Origin of the sequence: Halomonas sp. SSL-5 (assembly GCF_030708455.1) — a bacterium.
GTDB lineage: Bacteria > Pseudomonadota > Gammaproteobacteria > Pseudomonadales > Halomonadaceae > Halomonas.
In genome coordinates this window covers 20,726-43,229 of sequence record NZ_JAUYWF010000015.1, presented here as the reverse complement: position 1 = coordinate 43,229, position 22,504 = coordinate 20,726, and the positions used below count along the sequence as shown (strand labels likewise).

Sequence of the window (22,504 nt, the reverse complement as noted above, 5' to 3'; positions counted from 1 at the left end):
TCCGGCGACAGGCCCCGGAGCGCCGGACCGTCGAGGAGGCGCTGTAAATACCTCCTTGTACGCTACCTCGGCCCTGCGGCGCTCTCGCGTCCCGCTTCGCTTGCAGGACCGGTGCTGGCCATCCATGGCCAGCCCGTTCGGAGCAGTGCTCCTCACCCCTGGTCCTCGGACCTCCTCTACGACCTGTCCCCGGCGCCTCTCGCTACACCGTTGATGGCGATTTCCATTGTTCAGAAGGTCTTCAGCACCCATTCGGGCACGGCGATGCGGTCGCCCTCCTGGCGCTCGAAGTTGCCGTCGCCATCGCGGTCGACCAGATAGTAGGAGGGGCCGCTGGAGGGACGGATCTCGATGGCGTAGAGCTCGCCGTTGACCCGGTACTCGCGGATGATGCGTTCCTGCTCCTGACGGATGGTGATGTCCGGGGCCAGCGCCTCGTCGGACTGGGCCAGGGCCGGCAGGGCGGCGGAGAGGGTCAGGCCCACGGCCAGCAGCAGGGCGGTAAGCGAGCGAAGGGCGTTCATGGTGACCTCCAGGCCGCCGGGGGCGGTGAGATGGTGTGCCTGTCCCCAGTGTAAGGCGTCCCGGGCCTGGCGCCCACCGCCCGCGGCAAAACCCCCGCGCAATGCGTATCATGGTTGACCAGAATCATCTTCCGCCCAGCTGCAATGGATGCCTCCATGGCCGATACTCCCATCGTTCTCGTCGACGGTTCCTCCTACCTCTATCGGGCCTTCCACGCCCTGCCGCCGCTGACCACCTCCGAGGGCCTGCCCACCGGGGCGATCAAGGGCGTGCTCAACATGCTCAAGCGGCTGATCAAGGACTACCCCGACAGCCCCATGGCGGTGGTCTTCGACGCCCCGGGCAAGACCTTCCGCGACGAGCTGTTCGAGGAGTACAAGGCCCAGCGCCCACCGATGCCGGATGACCTGCGCGACCAGGTGCAGCCGCTGCACGACTGCGTGAAGGCGCTGGGCCTGCCGCTGCTCTGCATCGAGGGGGTCGAGGCCGACGACGTCATCGGCACCCTGGCCCGCCAGGCCACCGAGGCGGGGCGCGACGCGGTGATCTCCACCGGCGACAAGGACATGGCCCAGCTGGTCAACGCCCATATCACCCTGGTCAACACCATGAAGGATGAGACCCTCGACGTGGCGGGGGTGAAGGAGAAGTTCGGTCTGCCGCCTGCGCTGATCATCGATTTCCTGGCGCTGATGGGGGACAAGGTGGACAACATCCCCGGCGTGCCGGGGGTCGGCGAGAAGACGGCACTCGGGCTGCTGCAGGGCATGGAGGGAGGGCTCGATGCCATCTATGCCGACCTGGAGAGGGTCAAGGCGCTGGGGTTCCGCGGCGCCAAGACGCTGCCGAAGAAGCTCGAGGAGCACCGCGACCAGGCCTTCCTCTCGTACCAATTGGCCACCATCAAGACCGACTGCGAGCTGCCGGTGGGGCTCGACGACCTGGACATCGCCCATCCCGACCGCGCGGCGCTGCTCGAGCTCTATCGCCGGCTGGAGTTCCGGGCCTGGCTCGCCGAGTTGCTGGAGGGCAGTGACGAAGGCGTGGATGACGTCGCCGGTGGCACGGCGACTCCGGATGCCGACGGCGAGGAAGGTGAGGCCCTCGGCAATGGCGCGTCGAACCGCGAGGATCACGTCATCCTCGAACAGGCCGAGCTGGACGCCTGGCTCGAGCGGCTGAGGGCGGCAGACGCCTTCTGCTTCGACCTGGAGACCACCAGCTTGAGCTACATGGAGGCGCAGATCGTCGGCGTGGGGCTTGCGCTGGAAGCGGGGGAGGCCGCCTATATCCCGCTGGCCCACGACTACCTGGACGCCCCCGACCAGCTCGACCGCGCCGCCGTGCTCGCCGCCCTCAAACCGCTGCTCGAGGATGGCAGCAGGACCAAGATCGGCCAGAACCTCAAGTACGATATCTCGGTGCTGGCCGGCTACGGCATCCGGGTGGCCGGGCCGCTTCAGGACACCATGCTGGAGTCCTATGTGCTCGACTCCACCGCCACCCGCCACGACATGGACTCCCTGGCGCTCAAGTACCTGGGCGAGAAGACCATCTCCTTCGAGGAGATCGCCGGCAAGGGCGCCAAACAGCTCACCTTCAACCAGGTGGCCCTGGAGCAGGCCGCGCCCTACGCCTGCGAGGACGTCGACATCACCCTGCGCCTGCATCAGGAGCTGCGGCCCCGCGTCGAGGCCGAGGGTCGGCTCGCCGAGGTGCTGGAGGCGATCGAGCTGCCGCTGATCCCGGTGCTGTCGCAGATGGAGCTGACCGGCGTGGCCCTGGACCCTCAGCGCCTGCATGACCAGAGTCGTGATCTCGAGGTGAGGATCAACGAGCTGGAGGCGCGTGCCCACGAGCTCGCCGGCCGCGAGTTCAACCTGGGCTCGCCCAAGCAGCTCGGCCAGATCCTCTTCGAGGAGCAGAAGATCCCGGTGATCAAGAAGACCCCCAAGGGGGCGCCCTCCACCGCCGAGGCGGTACTCGAGGAGCTGGCGCTGGACTATCCGCTGCCCAAGGTGATCATGGAACACCGCGGCCTGGCCAAGCTCAAGTCCACCTACACCGACAAGCTGCCGCGACTGGTCAACAAGGCAACCGGCCGGCTGCACACCAGCTACCATCAGGCGGTCACCGCCACCGGGCGGCTCTCCTCCAGCGACCCCAACCTGCAGAACATCCCGATCAGGACCGAGGAAGGAAGAAAAATCAGGCAGGCCTTCATCGCCCGGCCGGGCTATCGCATCGTCGCCGCCGACTACTCCCAGATCGAGCTGCGCATCATGGCCCATCTCTCCGAGGACAGGGGGCTGCTCGAGGCCTTCGCCGAGGGGCGTGACATCCACGCCGCCACCGCCGCGGAGGTGTTCGGGGTGGCGCTCGACAAGGTCTCGGGGGATCAGCGGCGCAGCGCCAAGGCGATCAACTTCGGGCTGATCTACGGCATGAGTGCCTGGGGGCTGTCGCGGCAGCTGCATATCGAGCGCAACCAGGCCCAGACCTGGATCGAGCGCTACTTCGACCGCTACCCCGGGGTGGCCCGCTACATGGAGCGCATCCGCGCCCAGGCCGCCGAGGATGGCTTCGTCGAGACGGTGTTCGGCCGGCGGCTCTACCTGCCGGAGATCCGCTCCCAGAACCGCGCTCGACGCCAGGGCGCCGAGCGCACCGCCATCAACGCCCCCATGCAGGGCACCGCCGCGGATATCATCAAGCGCGCCATGATCGAGGTGGCCGCCTGGCTGGAGGAGGGCGAGATGGACGCCTGGATGGTGATGCAGGTCCACGACGAACTGGTGTTCGAGGTGGCCGAGGCCCAGGTCGAGGCCTTTATCGAGCAGGTGAAGGCGCGCATGCAGGCCGCCGCCGAGCTCAGCGTGCCGCTGATCGTCGAGGCCGAGAGTGGGGCCAATTGGGACGAGGCGCATTGACCACCAAGCTCGCCTTCGCCCTTGGCGTGCAGCGCTCCTGTGGGAGGCCGGCTCGGCCGGGCGAATGGCGCCGACAGGCGCCCTGGTGGTACCGGGTGAACATGGCAATCCTCGCCGGGAGGCCTGCGGCCTCCATCGCCCGGGGAACCCGGCCTCCCACCATAAAACCCGGCCTGAGCCACTCTCTGCCGTATTAACTCACGCCAATTTGCGATGCACCATAAAGAAACGCCACCGCGGCTGCGGTGGCGTTTCTGGTTGAAGCGAGGGCCGAAAGGCTTAGCGCCAGCCGACGCGATCGAAGATCCGAATGGCCTCGGGGTTGTTCTCGCCCAGCTTGCTGATGTTGAGGCTGTCCTTCTTGAAGTTGCCCCAGGACTCCAGTACCGGGTTCTTCTTCACGTTCGCCACCACCGGGAACTCGTAGTTGCCGTTGGCGAAGATCTCCTGGGCGGTGTCGGAGGCCAGGAACTCCAGGAAGCGCACGGCGTTGTCGCGGTTCGGGGCGCCCTCGACCACGCCGGCGCCGCCGACGTTGATATGGGTGCCGCGGCCGTCCTGGTTGGGGAACATCACGCCGACCCGGCGGGCCACCTCGCGATCCGCCTCGTCGTCGGAGTGCAGTAGGCGCACGTAGTAGTAGTGGTTGGCCACCGCCAGGTCGCACTCGCCGTTGGCCACGCCCTTGATCTGGTCGGTGTCGCCACCCGCCGGGTCGCGGGCCATGTTGGCTACCACGCCCTGGGCCCACTCCTCGGCACCCTCGGCGCCGTGATGCTCGACCAGCGAGGCGAGCAGCGACTGGTTGTAGATATTGTTCGAGGAACGGATGCACACCTCCCCCTCGAATTTCGGGTCGGCGAGCTCCTCGTAGCTGCCGATCTGGCTCGGGTCGAAGCTCTCGCGGTCATAGAAGATGGCGCGGGCACGCTGGCTGAAGCCGAACCACAGCCCCTCGGGGTGGCGCATGGCCTCCGGCAGGCGCTCGTTCAGCACCTCGGAGTCGACAGCCTGGAACACGCCCTCCTGTTCGGCGCGCCACAGACGGCCGGCGTCCACGGTGATCATCACGTCGGCGGGGCTGGCCACGCCCTCGCGGGTGATGCGTTCGATCAGCTGATCCGAATCACCTTCCAGCAGGTTGACCTCGATGCCGGTCTCCTCGGTGAAGGCCTGGTAGAGGGCCTCATCGGAGTCGTAGTGGCGCGCCGAGTAGATGTTCAGCTCGTCGGCGGAGACGGCGGTAGCGAAGGCGGAGCCGGCCAGCGCGACGGCGATGGGAGCGGCGAGACGAGCGTGCTTGATCATCATGACCTCTGTGGTTCCTGGGTGAGTGGCTTAGTGGAATGATAATACGTTGCATTATTGACACGCCTATTGAAGCCCTGCACATCGGCGACGTCAAGTGGTCGTGTGAAGATTCCTTGCGCTGGAGCAGGTAATCCGCTGAATGCGAGTCGCTTTCAAACGCATTAGCGCTCACGATCGGTTATGATGAGGACAACTCCACCGACACGACGTCGAGGGCCACATGAACCAGAATCTGCAACAACCGCTCGCCTCCCTCGCCCCGGCACTCTCGATGCAGGGCATCCACCATGCCTTCGGCAGGCACGAGGTGGTGAAGGGCATCGATCTTGAAGTGCTGCCGGGCGAGGTGGTCTGCCTGCTGGGCCCTTCGGGCTGCGGCAAGACCACCTTGCTGCGCATCGCGGCCGGTCTCGAGACCCTGCAGCAGGGGCGTGTGGCCCTGGAAGGCGAGGAGGTGGCGCGCTTCGGTGGGCGTCATCTGCCGCCCGAGAAGCGCAGTGTCGGCCTGGCCTTCCAGGACTCCGCACTCTTCCCCCACCTCTCGGTGCTGGAGAACGTCACCTTTGGGCTCAAGCACCTGCCGGTGGGGGAGCGCCGTCGGCGCGCCCTGACGCTGCTCGAACAGCTGGGCATGGCGGCTCATGCCGAGAGCTATCCGCACATGCTGTCCGGCGGTCAGCAGCAGCGCGTGGCCCTGGCCCGCGCCCTGGCACCCGAGCCGCACCTGATGCTGCTCGACGAGCCCTTCTCCAGTCTCGATGCGCGCCTGCGCGACCAGATCCGTGATGACACCCTGCACGTGCTCAAGAAGGTCGGGGCCGCCACCCTGCTGGTGACCCACGATCCGGAGGAGGCGATGTTCATGGCCGACCGCATCGCCCTGATGCGCGATGGCCATATCGTTCAGGTGGGCACACCGCGGGAGCTCTACTGCAACCCCAGCGATCCCTTTGTGGTGACCTTCTTCGGTGAGGTCAACGAGCTCTCCGGCGAGGTCCGCGACGGCCAGGTGCTGACGCCGGTGGGTGCAGTGGACGCCGGCTGGCTGGCCGAGGGCAGCACCGCCCGGGTGCTGGTGCGCCCGGAGGCACTGCAGGTGGCGGCGCTGGATGCGCCGGCCCAGGCGCATAGCCACAGCCATATCGTCATGGCCAAGCTGCTCGGGCGCAGCAGCCTGCTGCATATCTGCGCCCATGCTTCCGACGGTGAAGAGGCGCATATCCATGCCCGGGTGCCGGGCGTCTTCCTGCCCGCTGAGGGCCAGCCCGTGACCCTGCGGCTGGACCCCTCCCAGGTGTTCGTCTTCCCCTCACGTTCCGCCGGGGCGCGAGCGGCGCATGGCCAGGCTGAGCAGGATCACCGGCACTATGCCTACGACCACGATGGTCAGTGAGGCCGTCGACGCCTCGGCGAGCCGCTCGTCGGCCGCCAGGCTGTGAGCCCGCACCGCCAGGGTATCGAAGTTGAAGGGGCGCAGGATGATGGTCGCCGGCAGCTCCTTCATCACATCCACGAAGACCAGGATGCAGGCCGCCAGCAGGCTGCCGCGCATGATCGGGGTGTGCACCCGCTTGAGGGTGCCGGTGGCAGTCTGGCCCAGGGTGCGTGAGGCGGCGTCCATGCTCGGGGTCACCTTGCCCAGGCTGGCCTCCACGGCATTGAACGACACCGCCAGGAAGCGCACCACGTAGGCGTAGATCAGGATGAACGCCGAACCGCTGAAGATCAGCCCGATCACCTCGCCGCGGGACTCAAGCCACCAGGTATTGATGGTGTTGTCCAGCCAGGCGAAGGGGATCAGGATGCCCACCGCCACCACCGAACCCGGGATCGCGTAGCCCATGGCCGAGATCCGCGTGGCGGTGCGGGTCAGCCGGGTATCGTTGAGGCGCACCCCGTAGCTGAGCACCACCGCCAGGGTCACCGCGATCAGCGCGGCGATGGCGGCCAGCACCAGGCTGTTGCGGGCATAGCCGATGAAGGCGGTGCCGAACAGCGAGTCTCCCTGTGTGATGGCCAGCTCGGTGAGGATGCCGCTGGGAATCAGGAAACCGCCCAGGATCGGCAGCAGGCAGGCCAGGAAGGCGCCCGCCGAGGCCCAGCCGCCGAGCCGGAACTCCGGCAGCTGCTGGTAGCGGCTGGAGGTGTGGAAGTAGCGCCGCTTGCCCCGCGACCAGCGCTCCAGCAGCACCAGGGCGATCACGAAGGCCAGCAGGCAGGCGGCCAGCTGGGCGGCGGCGACCTGCTCGCCGAGGCCGAACCAGGTGCGATAGATGCCGGTGGTGAAGGTATCCACGCCGAAGTACTGCACCGCGCCGAACTCGTTCAGGGTCTCCATCAGCACCAGCGATACGCCGCCCACCAGGGCGGGACGCGACAGCGGGATGGCCACGCTGCGAAACAGCTGCCAGGGGCCCCGCCCCAGGGTGCGTCCCACGTCCAGCATGCACACCGACTGCTCCATGAAGGAGGCGCGAGCGAGCATGTAGACATAGGGGTAGAGCACCAGGGTGATCAGCGTCGCCGCCCCGCCCAGTGAGCGCACCTCGGGAAACCAGTAGTCGCCGAAGCGCCAGCCGAACAGGTCGCGCAGCCAGCCCTGCAGGGGGCCCGAGAACTGCAGGAAGTCGGTGTAGGCATAGGCGATCACATAGGTGGGTACGGCCAGCGGCAGCAGCAGTGCCCACTCGAACAGCCGTCGCCCCGGGAAGCGGCACATCACCACCAGCCAGGCCGTGCCGGTGCCGATCACCAGGGTGCCGAGACCCACCGTGACCACCAGGAACAGGGTATTGGTCAGGTAGCGCGGTAGCACCGTGCTGGCCAGGTGCTGCCAGACGCCGCCGGAGGGCATCAGGATATGCGCCAGCACCGCCAGCACCGGCATCGCCACGATCAGGGCTACCCCGAGCAGCAGGGCGGTCCAGGGGGTGAGGGAGGGAATCAGCCGGCGCGATAGGGCGGGCAGGCCACCGCTGGAGGGTCGGGACAAGGCAAGGCTCCTTGCAGGCGCAAAAGCAAATGCGAGACGTTGACGACGGCAAATGGTATCAGTTGCGCCTGATCGCTGCAGCCGACTTCGGCTGACCGGGGGCAAGACGACGACGCCCGCCGTCATAAGACGGCGGGCGTCAGCGAGAAGGGACTGTCCCCAGCGAAAAGGGACTGTCCCTGAGGGTGCTAGTAGCCGAGCAGCATCCCCGGCAGGCCGGTGATCAGCACCGGGAAGAAGGCCATCAGCACGCAGGCCAGCACGATCAGCGCCACGAAGGGAATGACCGCGCGGTAGAGGTCGACGATCTCCACCCCGGGTGGCGCCACCCCCTTGAGGTAGAAGAGCGCATAGCCGAAGGGCGGGGTGAGGAAGGAGGTCTGCAGCACCACGGCAACCATCACCACGAACCACAGCATATCCACCCCCATGCTGTCGACGATGGGCAGCATGATCGGGAAGCTGAGCAGCACGATGCCGGTCCAGTCCAGGAACATGCCCAGGATGAACACCAGGAACAGCATCAGGATCAGCGCCCCGATGGTGCCGCCGGGCATCGCCATCACCACCTCGTGGATGACGTCCATGCCGCCGCCGATGGAGAACACCCCGGTGAAGGCGGTGGCCCCCACGACCACCAGCATCACCATGGTGGTGGTCTTGCTGGCCTCGATCAGGGTGTGATAGCAGGTCGACGCCTTGCGGTCGCCGAAGATCAGGAACAGCACGAAGGCGATGGCCACCCCGATGGCCGAGGCCTCGGTGGCGGTGGCGATGCCCAGGAACAGCGAGCCCAGCACGCCGAGGATCAGCGACATCGGCGGCACCACGTACTTGGCGAGCATGATCAGCAGCTGGCCGGTGGAGGTCTCGGCGCGCTCCGCGGCGGGCACGGCCGGGCCATAGCTGGGTTTGATAAAGCAGATGATCAGTACGTAGAGCGCATACATGGTGCCCAGCATCACCCCCGGCACCAGGGCGCCGGCGAACAGCGCCCCCACCGAGACCGGTGAGTAGCTGGCCATCAGGATCAGCATGATGCTGGGCGGGATCAGGATGCCCAGACAGCCGCTGGCCATGATCACCCCGGCGCTCAGCTCCTTGTTGTAGGAGTACTTGAGCATCGGCACCAGGGCGATCATGCCCATCACCGCGATGGAGGCGCCGACGATGCCGGTGGTGGCGGCCAGCAGCACCGAGACGATGACCACGGTCAGCGCCAGGCCGCCACGCAGGTTGGCCAGCAGCAGGCGCATGGTATCGAACATCTTCTCGGTGACGCCGGAGTCATTCAGGAAGCGTGCCATCAGCACGAACAGCGGGATGGCCACCAGGACATAGTTGTCCATGGAGTTGCCATAGATGTTGTTGATCAGGATACCCAGCGTCTTGGCTCCGGGGCCGAGCCAGGCGCCGAGTACCGCGACGCCGCCGAGCACGAAGGCCAGCGGATGGCCCATGAACAGGCCGATCAGCAGGCCGCCGAACATGAACAGGGTGAGCATCTCGGCACTCATGCGGCACTCTCCTTATTCGGATCCGTCTTGCGCAGTTCGCTGAAGGCGCGGATGACGACGGCCACCGCCTGGAGCAGCAGCAGCACGGCGGCCACCACGATCACGCCCTTCACCGGATAGACCGGGATGGACATCATGCCGTAGGTGGTCTCGCCACGGCTGAAGGAGCGCTCGAAGAAGGCCCAGCCGAAGGTCAGCAGCATCCAGATGAAGGGCACGAAGAAGACCAGGTAACCGACCAGGTCGAGGGCGGCCTGCTTGCGGCGGGAGAGCAGGCGCTTGAGCACGTCGACCTCGACGTGGGCATGATGGCGTAGGCCATAGGCCGCCATCAGCATGAAATGGGCGCCGAACAGCATCTTGGTGACATCGAAGGCCCAGTCGCTGGGGCGGCCGATGAAGAAGCGGGCGGCGATATCATAGATCACGATCAGCGTGATCACGGCGAGCAGCGGGGCGATCAGGCGTCCGAACCCCTCGTTGAGGGCATCGATGGCCCTGGCAATGGCGTTCATGGTGAGGCTCTCGGAAACAGGAAAATCAGACGAAAGGCGGCGCCAGGGGCGCCGCAGGGGAGCCGGGCCCCGAGGGCCCGGCGGTTTTCCCGATTACTGGTTCATGCAGGCCTCGAGCTCTTCCACGGACGGCAGGTTGTCCATGGTGCGGCTCATGTTGAAGGGCACGGTCACGTCGCGCCAGTTGGCGTAGTGCTCCAGGTAGCTGACCATGGAGTGGTAGACCTTGGCGTGCATCGGGTCCTCGCAGGCGCCCTGCAGGATCACCTCGTTGGTGATCTCCTGGATGCGTGCCAGGTCCTCTTCGGGCAGCTGGTTGATGGTCATGCCCTCATCCTTGAACTTGACGGTGGCCTCGGTGGATTCGCGCTCGGACCAGGCCAGCGACCAGGCCATGGTGGCCTCGGCGGCGATCTTCAGCTTCTCCTGGGTCTCCTCGGAGAGGGCGTCCCAGGCGTCCTTGTTGATCATCACGCCGAACACGCTGGCGGACTGGTGCCAGCCCGGGGTGGACCAGTAGTCGGCGACCTCGCCGAAGCCGGCCTTGTAGTCGACCCCCGGGGTGGAGAACTCGCCGGCGTCGATCACGCCGCGTTCGATGGCCTGGTAGACCTCGCCGCCGGCCAGGGTGACCTGGGAGCCGCCGAGCTTCTCGAGCACGCGGCCCTGGTCGCGGCCGGAGAGGCGCAGGCGCTTGCCCTCGAGGTCGGCGATGCTCTCGATGGGGGTGCCGCCCATGAAACCGGACTCGTTGTTGGTGATCCCGTAGGGCAGGTAGACCATGTCATACTGGCCGTAGACCTCCTGATACAGCTCGAAGCCGCCCCACTGGTTGATCCAGTTGAGGTAGTCCACCCCGTTGAACAGGCTGGTGGTGGTGGCCAGCGGCGAGAAGGCCGGGCTCAGGCCCGCCCAGTAGCCGGGCCAGTCGGCGGCGGCCTCGATGGCGCCGGTCTGGGTGGCGTCGAAGACCTCGCTGCCGGGCATCAGGGTGCCGCCGGCGCGGAAGTCGATGGTCAGCTCGTCGCCGGCCAGCTTGTTGACCAGCTCCACCCAGTGGCGGTCCATCTGGATCAGGTCCAGGTTGTCCGGCCAGGTGGTGGTCATGGTCCACTCTTCCTGGGCCTGGGCGGTGGTGCTCAGCGTGGCCAGGGCCACGCCGGCGGCCAGGCCGGTGAGCGTGAAGGTGCGCAGTGCTTTCATGTTGTTCTCCCTTCGGGTCTGAGCAGGCGGCGGCGCGGGTCGGCGCCCGCCGGATAATGCCGGGCTGCGGAAGCCGTTGCATGTTGCATTGGCAGATCCGCAACTACGGCCTCAAGCTAGCATGCTATTGGCTCGCGAGACGATCATGCCGGTGTGACGGCGCCGACTCCTGATAACCGGATGACGGTGCCGCTGGCGTGGCCGTTCGGTCCCGCAGGAGTGATGGTTAAGTGATTGTTTATCAGTCGGTTATAGTAGCCTTACGTTTACGTCAATGTCGCTATTCGGGCGGTTTTCAGCGTTGAATGCTGCATCGCCATAAGACCAAAGTGCTAGAAGTGGCCGTGGTGCCAGAGTGTGGTGCCAGGGGCGCGATGCCAGGAGAGGGGCGATGACCCGAAGAGAAGGTGAAGCGGGCAAGACGGCGAGGGGGCTGGATGCGTCGACACGGGCGCTGCTGGCCCATGCCAGGCGACTCGGTCACCGCCGCTGGCGGGGGCTGGCGTGGCTGCAGGGGGCGCCAGAGGCGTGTCGCGGAGCCGCCGCTGAGCTGTGGCTGACCGGCGCCTGGCGCTCGCCTCTTTGGGTAGCGCCCGAGGCGCCTGGGCAGGTCGAGGGCGTGCACTGGCTGCCGCCCGCCCGCGCCCGCACCCGCCTGGGGGGCGAGCATGACCTGCTGGTGGTCGACGCCGTCTCCTGCGGGGCGGGCTTCGACCCCGATGCGGTCGCGGCCCTGGCCGGCACCCTGCGCGCCGGGGGGCTGCTGGTACTGATGACGCCGGACGATTGGGGCGCGCGCCCGGATGCCGACTATGCGCGGTTGGCCGAGCACCCCTGGCGGCCCGAGGCGCTTACCAGCCGTTACCTGGCCCGGCTGGCGCGGCTGCTCTCGGCCGCCGGCGGGGTGATTCGCTGGCGCGTCGGGCAGGCGCCACGCCTGCCGAGGCTGCCCGTCCGCGAGGCGCCCTGCGGCGGGGCGGTGGCCGATAGCGACTGCCTGACCGGCGACCAGGCCCGGGCGGTTGAGCGGCTGGGCCGCCTGCGTCGCCGTCGACCGCTGGTGATCACCGCCGACCGCGGCCGCGGCAAGAGCGCCGCCCTGGGGATCGCCGGCGCCCGCTGGCTGGCCGCCGGCGAGCCCGAGGTGCTGGTCACCGCGCCGCGCCCGGCGGCGGTGGAGAGTCTCTTCGAACGGCTGGCCGCACTTTGCCCCCACGGCGAACGCCGGGGCGGCGCCTTCGTCACCGACCGCGGGGCGGTGCGCTTCGTGGCCCCCGATGCCCTGGCCGAACTCGCCCGGGCCGGCGAGGCCGGCGGCGCCGGCCGGCTGCTGCTGGTGGACGAGGCGGCGGCGATCCCCGCCGGGCTGCTCGGCGAGTGGCTCGACGCCTTCCCGCGCATCGCCTTCGCCACCACCGTGCACGGCTACGAGGGCTCCGGCCGCGGCTTCGCCCTGCGCTTCCGCGAGCGCCTCGAGCGCGCCACGCCGGAGTGGCGGGGCCTGCACCTGGCCGCGCCGATCCGCTGGGCGGCCGACGACCCGCTGGAACCGCTGCTCCATCGCCTGCTGATGCTGGATGCCGAGCCTCCCGAGCCCGAGGCGCAGGCCGATGGCATGCCGGAGAGGTTGTCGCGGGATGAACTTACCGTCGATGAGCCGCGCCTGCGCGCCCTGTTCGGGCTGCTGGTGCAGGCCCACTACCGCACCACGCCGAGCGACCTGCGCCTGCTGCTGGACGGCCCGGGCCTCTCGGTGACGGCCCTGGAGGGCGACGGGGCGCCCCTGGCGGTGGCGCTGACCGGCGACGAGGGCGGCTTCGATGCGACGCTCGCCGAGCACGTGGCCCGCGGCGAGCGGCGCCCCCGTGGCCACCTGATGGCCCAGTCCCTGGCCGCCCATGCCGGCGTCCGGGAGGCGCTCACCGGCCGCCTGCGCCGGGTGGTGCGCATCGCCGTGGCCCCCGAGCGCCGCCGGGAGGGGCTGGGCCAGGTGCTGATTGAGGCGGAGCTGGCGCGGGCGCGCACCGATGGCTGTGACCTGCTGGGCGCGAGCTTCGGCGCCGAACCGGGACTGATCACCTTCTGGCGTCGCCAGGGCTTTCGCACGGTGCGCCTGGGCCTGACCCGCGAGACCGCCACCGGCGAGCACGCCCTGATGGTGGCCCGCGCCACCGGCGAGGGCGGCGAGCGCCTGCTGGCCACCCTGACCGAGCGCTTCCAGCGCGCCCTGCCGGGCCTGCTCGCCTTCGAGCTGCGCGACCTGGCGCCCGACGTCGCCGCCGCCCTGCTGTCGGAGGGCGACGGACCGGCCCTTACCGACGACGATCGCCAGGATGCCGAGGATGTCGCCGCCGGCCACCGCGAGCCGGCGCTGGCGCGACCGGCGCTGCAGGCGCTGGTGCGTCACGCCTTGGCCCGCGGCGTGTCCCCCGAGGATGCCGACCTGGCGCTGCTCGTGGCCTGGGGCTTTCAGGGCCTCACCGGCGAGGCCCTGGCCAGGCGCCTGGGCGTGCCGGGACGGCGCCAGGCCACCGCCCGGCTCCGCCAGGCGGTTGCACGGTTAATGCTCTCAGCGAGGCGCCGGGGATAGGTCTGGAGGGGGTCCGAGGATCAAGGATGGCCGAGGTAGCGCCCATGGACGGGTTCATAGCGCCCCCGAACAGACCTGTCGCCGGGATAGCCTTGAGCGGTGCTTCCATCTGCGATAACCCTGACTGGAGTCGGCCACCGCTTCCCCTGCCGGAGCGGGCTGAGTAAGGTAGGTCGGTTACTCAGCAAGGGATCCCCATGAACGAACATCTCGATCGGCTCGCGCCGCAGCCGCTGTGGCGCCACTTCCGCACCCTGTGCGAGACCCCGCGCCCCTCCGGCCATGAGGCCGCCCTGGCGGCCCGCCTCGAGGCCTGGGCCGACACCCGGGGCCTCGCCCACGAGCGCGATGCCTTCGGTAACCTGCTGATACGCAAGCCCGCGACGCCTGGCCGCGAGGACGCCCCGGGGGTGATCTTCCAGGGCCACCTCGACATGGTGCCCCAGGCCAACAGCGGCCACCCCCACGACTTCACCCGCGACCCCATCGAGACCCGCCTCGGCGACGACGGCTGGCTGCGCGCCAGCGGCACCACCCTGGGCGCCGACAACGGCCTCGGCGTGGCCGCCGCCCTGGCGATCCTCGAGGCCGACGACCTCGCCCACGGCCCGCTGGAGGCGCTCTTCACCCTGGAGGAGGAGTCCGGCATGGGCGGGGCGCTCAACCTCGCCGAGGGCTGGCTCACCGGGCGCTACCTGCTCAACCTCGACTCCGAGGATCGCGGCGAGGTGTTCATCGGCTGCGCCGGCGGCACCGACGTGGTGGTGGAGGCGCAGCTGCCCACCGCGGCCATGGCCGATGACGAGGTGGCACTGCGCCTCTCGCTGACCGGCCTGCGAGGCGGCCACTCGGGGATCGATATCCACAAGGGGCTGGGCAACGCCAACCGCCTGCTGGTTCGCGCGCTGCGCGCCCTGGAGCGCTTCGACGCGCGCTTGGCGAGCTATGAGGGGGGGACGCTGCGCAACGCCCTGCCGCGCGAGGCCTTTGCGGTGCTGGCGCTGCCCGAGGAGGAGCGCGAAGCCGCGATGGCCGAATTGGCGGCCCTCGAGTCCACCCTGCGTGACGAGCTGGCCGGGGTCGATGATGGGCTTTCGCTGACCCTCGAGGCGGTCGAGGCACCCGCCGATGAGCCGCTCACCGCCCAGGCGACCCACCTGCTGCTGGCCGCCCTGCACGCCGCGCCCTGCGGTGTGGAGCGCATGAGCCAGGAGGTGCCCGGCGTGGTCGAGACCTCCAATAACCTCGGCGTGGTCAGCCTGGCCCAGGGGCGTTTCCAGCTCGGCGCCCTGGTGCGCTCGCTGCGCGACAGCGCCACCCGGGACCTGGCCGACCGCCTGCGCGCCCTGTTCGAACTGATCGGCGCCCGGGTGCGCATCGAGAACGGCTACCCTGGCTGGACCCCGCAAGCGCGCAGCGAGCTGCTCACGCGCTTCCAGCGCGTGCACCGCGAGCGGCTGGGCAGCGACCCGGCGGTCAAGGTGATCCATGCCGGGCTGGAGTGCGGGATCCTCGGCGGCAAGTATCCCGAGCTGGAGATGATCTCCTTCGGCCCGCTGATCCGCGGCGCCCACTCTCCCGACGAGCGGGTCGAGGTCGCCTCGGTGGAGGAGTTCTGGACGCTGCTGCGTGCCCTGGTGGAGGACCTGGCTCGCCCCGCGGCCTGAGCGAAATGCGCCAGCCAGACACGACGACGCCGGGCCTGGGGCCCGGCGTCGTCGTGAGAGAAACTCTGCTTCCGGATCAGGCCAGGTAGCTGGCCAGCATCCATACGGTCTTCTCCTGTTCGCGGATATAGTCGCCGGCCTGGGCCGCGGTGCCCTCGTCGTCGGCATCCGAGGCCAGGGAGAGGAGCTCGCGCTGCAGCTCGATCAGCACCTGATAGCCTGCCAGCACGCCCTCGACGCAGGTCTTGCCGTCCGAGACGTTCTTGTCCTCCTTGATGCGCGAAATCTCGACGTAGTCGCTGTAGGCGTGCACCGGCTGGTGTCCCAGGGTGAGGATGCGCTCGGCGACCTCGTCGACCTTGGTCAGCAGGTCGGTGTAGAGCTCCTCGAACTTCTCGTGGAGCTGGAAGAACTGCGGGCCCTTCACGTTCCAGTGGTAGCCGCGCACGTTCATGTAGAAGATCTGGTAGTTGGCCAGCAGCTCGTTGAGCTTCTCGGCCAGCTGGCTGGCGCTGGCCTCGTGCAGGCCGATACGGTTGGTGTCGCTCATGAGAATGCCTCCTTGGTCGTTTGGGTATCCATGATCAACATGCCGCCGGATGGCGGCCAGCGAATCCTGATCATGGCCATGATAGCCGTGTTGCATGACATCATGGCGGGCGATGCCGATTTCAAGTGACCTGCGTCACCCCGCCGCGCCTACAGTGCGGGGCTATCGCAGATGGCAGTACCGCTCAAGGCTGTCCCCGGCGCCTTTCGCCATCACCCTGTCGGTAACTGCGATTGCCCTGGCCTACACTGGAGCTGTCCAACCTCGGGAGAGAGACCATGCGTCCCTGGCCGTTGCTCATCATGCTGGCGCTGGCCGGCTGCCAGACCGTTCCCGCGACCCTGCCGGTGGCGGAGCCACCGCCCGCGGCGGCCTGCCAATGGCCCGTCGACGAGGCGTCGCCGCGGGAGGTACTCGCCCGGGCGGTGACGGCGCTCGAGGACGACGGCTTCCTGATTCGCCATACCGCCACGGCGCCGGCACTGGTGAGCGCCGAGCGTACCCGCATCCTGCCCGGCTACGGCGATCGCTACGATACTTGGGAGCGGCGCGGGGTGTTCGGCGGCATCGGCCTGGGCGGCGGCCGCAGCGGCATCGGCGGCGGGGTGATGATCGGCTTCGGCGGGGTGGGCAGCCTGACCCGCGACGCCACCGAGCTGGAGCGTGTCTCGCTGCTGGTCAGCGGGGGAGAAGTGCGAGTCAGCCGCGACCTGCAGGTCATCGACTGGCGCGGCGAGCTGGTGGAGGCGCGCAGCGCCAGCAGCGAGGCCTTCTGTGGCGGCCTGCACCGGGCCATGCGGGCGGGAGGTGCGCCATGAGTCGTCTGCTCGGCGCGCTGCTGTTGCTGGGACTGCTGGCCGGCTGCGCCACCCCTTCATCCTCGCTGCCGCCCATGGAGCTGTCCGTCGATGCGCCTGGGCCTCGCGCCCTGGAGGCCAGCGCCGAGGCGCTGATGGCGGGGGGGTATGTGGTGCGCCACGCCGATGCCTCGCTGGGGCGGCTCGAGGCGGTGTTCTCGCGCTGGCCGGGCTATCGGGTGCGGGTCGAGGTGGAAGGGGAGGGTGACCACAGCCGACTGCGCCTCGCCGCCAGCCGCGGTGGCCGCACGCTGCCGCCGAACACCCTCGAGGCGCTGGCGGCGGAGATCCTCGCGCGTGTCGGCCCGCCCTCGCCCTAGGAGGCCCGCGCCTCGTCGGGGCGCAGGTCCAGCCCCTCGAGCATGGCCAGCACGCGGTCGCGCATGGCGGCCAGGGCGTCCAGGTCGTAGGGCTCGGCCTCGCCCTGGCCCCACACCGGCCCCGGCCAGGCGGCGTCATCCTCGCGGCGCAGCACCAGGTGCACATGCAGCTGTGCCACCACGTTGCCGAGGCTGGCCACGTTGAGCTTGTCGGCCCCCATCAGCGTCTTGAAGGCCTGGCCGATCCGCCCCGCCTCCCGCCACAGCTGCTGCTGCTCCGCGTCACTCAGCTCGAAGACCTCGCTGACGCCCCGCTTCCGGGGGATCAGTAGCAGCCAGGGGAAGCGGGTATCGTTCATCAGCCGCAGCTGGCAGAGCGGCAGCTCGGTGACCGGATAGCTGTCTTCCACCAGTCGGGGGTCGGGCTCGAAGTGGTCCATCAAGGGCTCTCCCGGGTAATCAACGAGCGGTATCGCCTGCCTGGCATCATGCCACAGAACCGCTGACACAGGACCGTGGAGAGTTTTCCCCGGCTGCCCGGGCGGCTAAGCTGTGCTGCCCGACCCCGAAAGGACGCTCCCATGACCCTGATCGAGGCGCTGGCCCTGCTGCTGATCGGCACGCTGGCCGGCTTCATCAATGTGCTCTCCGCCGGCGGCTCCATGCTCACCCTGCCGCTGCTGATGTTCCTGGGCCTGCCCCCCCAGGTGGCCAACGGCACCAACCGCGTCTCCATCGCCCTGCAGAGCGTCTCGGCGGTCTACAACTTCTTTCGTGCCGGGGCGCGCCATGTAGGCCTCTCGCTGCGCCTCTCGGTGCCGGCGGTGGTGGGCTCGCTGGTCGGGGCCTGGCTGGCCCTGCGCACCGGCGACGCCCTCTTCGAGGCGATCCTGATCGTGGTGATGGCGGGCTCGGCGCTGCTGATGCTGCTGCCACAGCCGCGCCTGGACACCCGCCCGCTGACCCCCGAGCGTCTGACGCCGGCGGTCTACCTGGCGATGTTCGCCATCGGCCTCTACGGCGGCTTCATCCAGGTGGGGGTGGGCATCCTGTTCATCGTGGTGCTCTACCGCATGCTCAGGATCGACCTGGCCCAGGTAAACGTCTTCAAGGTGCTGATCGTGCTGGTCTACACCCTGCCGGCGCTGGCGCTGTTCCTGGTCAACGACCAGGTACGCTGGAGCTACGGCCTGCTGCTGGCGGCGGGCAGCATGACCGGGGCCTGGCTGGCGGTGAAGGTCAACGTCAGCCCGCGCGGGGCCTTCGTGGTCAAGTGGCTCACGGTGGCGGTGATCGTGGCGATCATCCTGCGCTTGCTGCTCGGGTAGGGCGCGACTTGCCGTTGGCTGCTAAATTAACTCCTGCAACACTCCCAACCCGCAAGGAGATAGCCCATGAAACGCTCACTGACGATGCTGATGGCGACCCTCTTCGCCGTCTCGCTGCTCGCCGGCTGCAACACCATCCGCGGTGCCGGCCAGGATATCGAACAGGGCGGCGAGGCGGTTCAGGACGCCGCCTCCTGAGTCGGGTGCCGGCATAACGTAAAAGGCAGCATCGGTGCGGCCTGGCCGCGCCGGTGCAGCTTTTTTTCTCTCGATGTTCTTCTCTTGATGTCAGGGAGCTCAAGGCATGAGGCAGAGACCACTACGCCCGCTGGGGGTCGGCCTGGCGCTGCTGCTGGCCGGCTGCAGCAGCATGAATGCGGCGCCGAGCCCGGAGCCGGCGCCACCGCCACCTCGTGTGGAGGCCAGCGGCGAGTGTGGCGCCGAGCGCGTCCAGGACCGCGTCGGCCGCACCTACCGCGAGGCGCTGGGCGAGGCCATCCGCGCCGAGAGCGACGCGGCGAGCATGCGGGTGGTGCGCCCCGGCGAGGCGGTGACCCTCGACTACCGGCCGGACCGACTCAACGTGCGCCTCGACGAAGAAGACACGATCGCCGAGATCGTCTGCGGTTAATCCTCTTTCCCCGGCTCATCGGCGCCGTGCTCGGCCTGGGTACGGCGCTCCTCCTCCTCGGCCTGCTTACGCAGCTTCTTGCGCAGCGCCGCCTTCTCGAAGCGCAGCCGCTGTAACTTGGTCTCCAGCCTGAGCGGAGGCACCGGGGCCGGCTTGCCGTCGGCGTCCACCGCCACCATGGTCAGGTAGCAGCTGTTGGTGTGGCGGATCAGCTTGTGCTGGATGTCCTCGGCCACCACCTTGATGCCGATCTCCATGGAGGAGCGGCCGACGTGGTTGACGCAGGCCAGGAAGGTGACCAGTTCGCCGACGTGGATCGGCTGCTTGAACAGCACCTGGTCCACCGAGAGGGTGACCACGTAGTGGCCGGCGTAGCGGCTGGCGCAGGCGTAGGCCACCTCGTCGAGCTTCTTGAGGATGGCGCCGCCGTGTACCTTGCCGCTGAAGTTGGCCATGTCGGGGGTCATCAGCACGGTCATCGAGAGCTCGTGCTGGCCGGGCAGGGGATGGACATCCATGGGCAGTCTCCTTGAGGGTTATCCACAGCATAACGCCTTGCCCCCGGCCTGGGGACAAGGCGTTGTGCGTCTGGGTGGAGCAGGCGTCAGAACCAGGTCAGGCCGATCGAGATTAGCACCCCGGTGATGACCAGCTGGATCAGGCAGAAGCCCATGATGTCCTTGGCCTTGAGCCCGGCGATACCCAGCACCGGCAGGGCCCAGAAGGGCTGCAGCAGGTTGGTCCAGGCGTCACCCCAGGCCACGGCCATGGCGATGCGGGGGATGTCCACGCCCAGCGCCTGGGCGGCGGGCAGCATCACCGGCGCCTGCACGGCCCACTGGCCGCCACCGGAAGGCACGAAGAGGTTGACGATGCCGGCGCTGATGAAGGTCCAGAAGGGCAGGGTGGTCTCGGTGGCGAAGGAGACCAGCGACTCGGACATGCTGGTCGCCAGGCCCGACTGCACCATGATCGCCATGATCCCGGCGTAGAAGGGGAACTGGATGACGATGCCGGCGCCGCCCTTGATCGCTTCATGCAGGCTGGTCAGCAGGCTGCGCGGGGTGCGGTGCAGCACGATGGCCAGGAACAGGAACAGGAAGTTGACCACGTTGAGGTTCAGCCCGCCGCCGCGCAGGAAGAAGTGATCGACCAGGAAGATCAGGCCGGGGATGCCCACCAGCCAGGCCAGCACCACGCTGTTCTCCATGCGTTCGGCGGGTCGGGTGATGCGCACGCGCTCTTCCTCGTCATCGCCGAGCAGCTTGGGATCGACGAAGACGCTGTCCTTCTCGTCGGGCAGCATCATGCGGTTGACCAGCGGCACGGAGATGAACAGCATCGCCACGATGGCCAGGTTGAAGAAGGCGAAGATGGTGGAGCCGGTGCCGATCACGCCGATCTGGTCGGCGCTGAAATGGCCGTCGGTGGCGATGGTCAGCGGCACCGAGCCGGCCAGGCCGCCGTGCCAGACGATGAAGCCGGAGTAGGCGCTGGCCACCAGCAGGCGGTAGTCGACGCGTACCAGGCGGGCCAGCTCCTTGGCGAACAGCGCGCCCACCACCAGGCCGAAGCCCCAGTTGATCCAGCTGGCCGCCAGCGACACATAGGTGACCAGCAGGATGGCGCCGCCGGGGCCCTTGGCCAGGGCGGCAAGGCGCTGCAGCAGCTTCTTCACGGGTGGGGAGCTGGCCAGCATGAAGCCGGTGACCAGCACCAGCAGCATCTGCATCGAGAAGGTCAGCAGGTTCCAGAAGCCGTCGCCCCACATGCGCATCACCGCCAGCGGCGTCTGGCGCTCCACGGCGATGGCGGCCACCGCGGCGATGATGGTCAGCAGCAGCACGAAGATATAGGGGTCGGGCAGATAGCGTTCGACCAGCTTCACCGCCGGTCTCGAGAGGGCCTTGAGCATGGCGTTCCCTTACTGTTGTGAGTGTTCTTGGTGGTCCAGCACAGAAAGTAGCGCAGCGTCAGTATCTTGCGTTATTTCGCTGCCAACGGTCCAGGCCTCTCACCATTAAGAGGGATAGCCGATAGCAGGATCGCTCGAGGCTGTTCCGGCGATAGGCCTTCGAGGGGGCGCTTTGAACCCTTCCCTGGGCGCTACCTCGGCCATCCTTGGTCCTCGGACCCCCTCTTCGGCCTATCCCCGGCGCCTCTCGCTATGTGGTGTTGCGAGCTACCTAACGCCAGTCGCTGCGCCGGCGTTGGCGATAGTAGGCGATCAGCGTCGCCGAGCGCACCAGGGTGAAGAGGGTGAAGGCCAGCCACAGCCCATGGTTGGTGAGGGCCTCCGGCAGCAGCGCCTGGCCGAGCCACCAGGCCGGCAGGTAGACGGCGAGGCCGGCGAAGATGCTGTTGCGCATCTCGCGGATCGCCGTGGCGCCGATGAAGACGCCGTCCAGCAGGTAGCTCCACACCGCGAGCAGCGGCATGGCGATCATCCACGGCAGGTAGCTGGCGGCGGTGTCACGCACCTCCGGCAGGCCGGTGAGCAGGGCGATCAGCGCCTCGCCGCCCAGGGCGAAGGCCAGCGAGGCCGCGCCGGCGGTGGCCAGCGAGAACCAGGCCGCGCCGCGCACCGCCCGGGCGAATTCGCCCCAGCGTCGCGCCCCCACCGAGCGTCCGACCAGGGCCTCGGCGGCGTGGGCGAAGCCGTCCAGGGCGTAGCTGGTGAGCATGATGAACTGCAGCAGCACGGCGTTGGCGGCGAGCACGGTGTCACCCTGGGCGGCGCCCCGTGAGGTGAAGAAGGCCATGGCGAACAGCAGCCCCAGGGTGCGCACGAAGAGGTTGGCGTTCACCGTGAAGAGCTCGGCGTAGGCGGCAATCGCCAGCAGGCGGCTGCGCAGGAAACGCCCCGAGAGCCAGCGCAGCTGGCGCGAGACCAGCCACAGGCCGAAGGCGAGCGCGGTGTAGTCGGCGATCACCGTGGCCCAGGCCACGCCATCGCTGGTCATGCCCAGGCCGACCACGAAAACGAGGTCGAGCACGATATTGACGCCGTTGGTCAGCACCAGAATCGCCAGGGTCACCCGCGAGTTCTGCTGGCCCAGGAACCAGCCGAGGATGGCGTAGTTGGCGAGCACCGCCGGCGCCGAGAGGATGCGGATCTCGGCATACTCGGCGGCCAGCGCCGTGGCCACCTCGCTGCCGTCGAGCAGCCACAGCCCCAGCGCGATCAGTGGCCGCGAGAACAGGATCAGTGCCGCACCGATGCCCGCCGCCAGCAGCAGCGACTGCCCCAGCAGGTTGCGCACATCGCTGTCATTCTCGCGCCCCACCGCCTGGGAAGTGAGCCCGGTGGTGCCCATGCGCAGGAAGCCGAAGCCCCAGTAGAGGAAGCTGAACAGGGTGGCGCCCAGGGTCACCGCGGCCAGGTAGCGGGAGTCCGGCAGGTGGCCGACCACGGCGGTATCCACCAGCCCAAGCAGCGGCACGGTGATATTGGAGAGGATGATCGGCCAGGCCAGCGTCAGGATGCGCCGGTGCGCGGACGCGGGTAACGAGGAATCCGAACGGCTCACGAGGGGCTCCCGAGACATGCGAGCCGCGCAGCATGGCC

Annotated in this window: 20 protein-coding genes; 9 read left to right on the top strand and 11 right to left on the bottom strand. The window is 68.4% G+C overall.

Annotated features, from left to right (window positions below; genetic code table 11):
• Window positions 1-230: 230 nt before the first annotated feature.
• Window positions 231-524, bottom strand: coding sequence for a DUF2782 domain-containing protein (locus RAN53_RS15820; RefSeq protein ID WP_305797759.1), 294 nt, complete (start codon window positions 522-524; stop codon window positions 231-233).
• A 156-nt stretch (window positions 525-680) separates the two neighbouring features.
• Between RAN53_RS15820 and polA the strand changes: the two genes are divergently transcribed.
• Entirely contained in the window at window positions 681-3,455 is a 2,775-nt protein-coding gene (gene polA / locus RAN53_RS15815; protein WP_305797758.1) for a DNA polymerase I, read from the top strand.
• 279 nt (window positions 3,456-3,734) lie between these two features.
• Here polA and RAN53_RS15810 read toward each other — a convergent pair whose 3' ends face one another.
• Entirely contained in the window at window positions 3,735-4,763 is a 1,029-nt protein-coding gene (locus RAN53_RS15810) for a Fe(3+) ABC transporter substrate-binding protein (protein WP_305797770.1), read from the bottom strand.
• Between the two features lie 223 nt (window positions 4,764-4,986).
• Between RAN53_RS15810 and RAN53_RS15805 the strand changes: the two genes are divergently transcribed.
• The gene (locus RAN53_RS15805; protein ID WP_305797757.1) at window positions 4,987-6,159 is read left to right on the top strand and encodes an ABC transporter ATP-binding protein; all 1,173 of its coding nucleotides are present in this window, start codon (window positions 4,987-4,989) and stop codon (window positions 6,157-6,159) included.
• On the opposite strand, the gene RAN53_RS15800 is transcribed toward RAN53_RS15805, so the two are convergent.
• From RAN53_RS15800 to dctP, 4 genes are all read right to left on the bottom strand, one after another.
• Window positions 6,076-7,653 (bottom strand): ABC transporter permease, encoded by a 1,578-nt coding sequence (locus RAN53_RS15800; RefSeq protein WP_305797769.1) that lies wholly within the window; start codon window positions 7,651-7,653, stop codon window positions 6,076-6,078. The genes RAN53_RS15805 and RAN53_RS15800 overlap by 84 nt on opposite strands.
• Window positions 7,654-7,946: 293 nt before the next feature.
• The gene (locus tag RAN53_RS15795; RefSeq protein ID WP_305797756.1) at window positions 7,947-9,275 is read right to left on the bottom strand and encodes a TRAP transporter large permease; all 1,329 of its coding nucleotides are present in this window, start codon (window positions 9,273-9,275) and stop codon (window positions 7,947-7,949) included.
• The gene (locus tag RAN53_RS15790; protein WP_305797755.1) at window positions 9,272-9,790 is read right to left on the bottom strand and encodes a TRAP transporter small permease subunit; all 519 of its coding nucleotides are present in this window, start codon (window positions 9,788-9,790) and stop codon (window positions 9,272-9,274) included. The genes RAN53_RS15795 and RAN53_RS15790 overlap by 4 nt, the downstream gene beginning before the upstream one ends.
• 93 nt (window positions 9,791-9,883) lie before the next feature.
• On the bottom strand, window positions 9,884-10,993 hold the full coding sequence (dctP, locus tag RAN53_RS15785; RefSeq protein ID WP_305797754.1) for a TRAP transporter substrate-binding protein DctP: 1,110 nt from the start codon (window positions 10,991-10,993) through the stop codon (window positions 9,884-9,886).
• Between the two features lie 391 nt (window positions 10,994-11,384).
• Between dctP and RAN53_RS15780 the strand changes: the two genes are divergently transcribed.
• A complete protein-coding gene (locus RAN53_RS15780; RefSeq protein WP_305797753.1) occupies window positions 11,385-13,583 on the top strand; it encodes a tRNA(Met) cytidine acetyltransferase TmcA in 2,199 nt (732 codons plus the stop codon).
• 197 nt (window positions 13,584-13,780) lie between these two features.
• Window positions 13,781-15,250 (top strand): aminoacyl-histidine dipeptidase, encoded by a 1,470-nt coding sequence (locus RAN53_RS15775; RefSeq protein WP_305797752.1) that lies wholly within the window; start codon window positions 13,781-13,783, stop codon window positions 15,248-15,250.
• 76 nt (window positions 15,251-15,326) lie between these two features.
• Here RAN53_RS15775 and RAN53_RS15770 read toward each other — a convergent pair whose 3' ends face one another.
• Entirely contained in the window at window positions 15,327-15,800 is a 474-nt protein-coding gene (locus RAN53_RS15770) for a Dps family protein (protein ID WP_305797751.1), read from the bottom strand.
• A 278-nt stretch (window positions 15,801-16,078) separates the two neighbouring features.
• On the opposite strand from RAN53_RS15770, the gene RAN53_RS15765 reads away from it, so the two are divergent.
• Together RAN53_RS15765 and RAN53_RS15760 are read left to right on the top strand one after the other, a co-directional pair.
• Entirely contained in the window at window positions 16,079-16,618 is a 540-nt protein-coding gene (locus RAN53_RS15765) for a hypothetical protein (RefSeq protein WP_305797750.1), read from the top strand.
• A complete protein-coding gene (locus RAN53_RS15760; RefSeq protein WP_305797749.1) occupies window positions 16,615-16,977 on the top strand; it encodes a hypothetical protein in 363 nt (120 codons plus the stop codon). The genes RAN53_RS15765 and RAN53_RS15760 overlap by 4 nt, the downstream gene beginning before the upstream one ends.
• Here RAN53_RS15760 and RAN53_RS15755 read toward each other — a convergent pair.
• Window positions 16,974-17,417, bottom strand: coding sequence for an HIT domain-containing protein (locus tag RAN53_RS15755; protein ID WP_305797748.1), 444 nt, complete (start codon window positions 17,415-17,417; stop codon window positions 16,974-16,976). The two genes, RAN53_RS15760 and RAN53_RS15755, sit on opposite strands and share 4 nt — an antisense overlap.
• A 141-nt stretch (window positions 17,418-17,558) precedes the next feature.
• Between RAN53_RS15755 and RAN53_RS15750 the strand changes: the two genes are divergently transcribed.
• The 3 genes from RAN53_RS15750 (at window position 17,559) to RAN53_RS15740 (ending at window position 18,936) form a co-directional block, all read left to right on the top strand.
• A complete protein-coding gene (locus RAN53_RS15750) occupies window positions 17,559-18,305 on the top strand; it encodes a sulfite exporter TauE/SafE family protein (protein ID WP_305797747.1) in 747 nt (248 codons plus the stop codon).
• 66 nt (window positions 18,306-18,371) lie between these two features.
• Window positions 18,372-18,503: an entericidin A/B family lipoprotein gene (locus RAN53_RS15745; RefSeq protein WP_305797746.1), complete on the top strand. Its 132-nt coding sequence runs from the start codon at window positions 18,372-18,374 to the stop codon at window positions 18,501-18,503.
• 106 nt (window positions 18,504-18,609) lie between these two features.
• Complete coding sequence (locus RAN53_RS15740) at window positions 18,610-18,936, top strand: I78 family peptidase inhibitor (protein ID WP_305797745.1); 327 nt, start codon at window positions 18,610-18,612, stop codon at window positions 18,934-18,936.
• Here RAN53_RS15740 and RAN53_RS15735 read toward each other — a convergent pair.
• The 3 genes from RAN53_RS15735 to RAN53_RS15725 all read right to left on the bottom strand — a co-directional run bounded on the left by RAN53_RS15735 (window position 18,933) and on the right by RAN53_RS15725 (window position 22,466).
• Window positions 18,933-19,454: an acyl-CoA thioesterase gene (locus RAN53_RS15735; RefSeq protein ID WP_305797744.1), complete on the bottom strand. Its 522-nt coding sequence runs from the start codon at window positions 19,452-19,454 to the stop codon at window positions 18,933-18,935. The two genes, RAN53_RS15740 and RAN53_RS15735, sit on opposite strands and share 4 nt — an antisense overlap.
• 86 nt (window positions 19,455-19,540) lie before the next feature.
• Window positions 19,541-20,851 carry a short-chain fatty acid transporter gene (locus RAN53_RS15730; RefSeq protein WP_305797743.1) on the bottom strand — a complete coding sequence of 437 codons (1,311 nt, stop codon included), beginning with the start codon at window positions 20,849-20,851 and terminating at the stop codon, window positions 19,541-19,543.
• A gap of 271 nt (window positions 20,852-21,122) precedes the next feature.
• Window positions 21,123-22,466 carry an MATE family efflux transporter gene (locus tag RAN53_RS15725; protein ID WP_305797742.1) on the bottom strand — a complete coding sequence of 448 codons (1,344 nt, stop codon included), beginning with the start codon at window positions 22,464-22,466 and terminating at the stop codon, window positions 21,123-21,125.
• Between the last annotated feature and the right edge of the window lie 38 nt (window positions 22,467-22,504).

Bases quoted from the DNA above. Each gene is read 5' to 3' on its own strand.
- RAN53_RS15800 (WP_305797769.1), bottom strand. From the start codon at position 7,653: ATGCCGGTGCTGGCGGTGCTGGCGCATATCCTGATGCCCTCCGGCGGC.
- polA (WP_305797758.1), top strand. From the start codon at position 681: ATGGCCGATACTCCCATCGTTCTCGTCGACGGTTCCTCCTACCTCTAT.
- RAN53_RS15775 (WP_305797752.1), top strand. From the start codon at position 13,781: ATGAACGAACATCTCGATCGGCTCGCGCCGCAGCCGCTGTGGCGCCAC.
- RAN53_RS15770 (WP_305797751.1), bottom strand. From the start codon at position 15,800: ATGAGCGACACCAACCGTATCGGCCTGCACGAGGCCAGCGCCAGCCAG.
- RAN53_RS15755 (WP_305797748.1), bottom strand. From the start codon at position 17,417: ATGGACCACTTCGAGCCCGACCCCCGACTGGTGGAAGACAGCTATCCG.
- RAN53_RS15805 (WP_305797757.1), top strand. From the start codon at position 4,987: ATGAACCAGAATCTGCAACAACCGCTCGCCTCCCTCGCCCCGGCACTC.
- RAN53_RS15735 (WP_305797744.1), bottom strand. From the start codon at position 19,454: ATGGATGTCCATCCCCTGCCCGGCCAGCACGAGCTCTCGATGACCGTG.
- RAN53_RS15760 (WP_305797749.1), top strand. From the start codon at position 16,615: ATGAGTCGTCTGCTCGGCGCGCTGCTGTTGCTGGGACTGCTGGCCGGC.
- dctP (WP_305797754.1), bottom strand. From the start codon at position 10,993: ATGAAAGCACTGCGCACCTTCACGCTCACCGGCCTGGCCGCCGGCGTG.
- RAN53_RS15765 (WP_305797750.1), top strand. From the start codon at position 16,079: ATGCGTCCCTGGCCGTTGCTCATCATGCTGGCGCTGGCCGGCTGCCAG.
- RAN53_RS15750 (WP_305797747.1), top strand. From the start codon at position 17,559: ATGACCCTGATCGAGGCGCTGGCCCTGCTGCTGATCGGCACGCTGGCC.
- RAN53_RS15795 (WP_305797756.1), bottom strand. From the start codon at position 9,275: ATGAGTGCCGAGATGCTCACCCTGTTCATGTTCGGCGGCCTGCTGATC.
- RAN53_RS15745 (WP_305797746.1), top strand. From the start codon at position 18,372: ATGAAACGCTCACTGACGATGCTGATGGCGACCCTCTTCGCCGTCTCG.
- RAN53_RS15740 (WP_305797745.1), top strand. From the start codon at position 18,610: ATGAGGCAGAGACCACTACGCCCGCTGGGGGTCGGCCTGGCGCTGCTG.
- RAN53_RS15790 (WP_305797755.1), bottom strand. From the start codon at position 9,790: ATGAACGCCATTGCCAGGGCCATCGATGCCCTCAACGAGGGGTTCGGA.
- RAN53_RS15810 (WP_305797770.1), bottom strand. From the start codon at position 4,763: ATGATCAAGCACGCTCGTCTCGCCGCTCCCATCGCCGTCGCGCTGGCC.
- RAN53_RS15730 (WP_305797743.1), bottom strand. From the start codon at position 20,851: ATGCTCAAGGCCCTCTCGAGACCGGCGGTGAAGCTGGTCGAACGCTAT.
- RAN53_RS15820 (WP_305797759.1), bottom strand. From the start codon at position 524: ATGAACGCCCTTCGCTCGCTTACCGCCCTGCTGCTGGCCGTGGGCCTG.
- RAN53_RS15780 (WP_305797753.1), top strand. From the start codon at position 11,385: ATGACCCGAAGAGAAGGTGAAGCGGGCAAGACGGCGAGGGGGCTGGAT.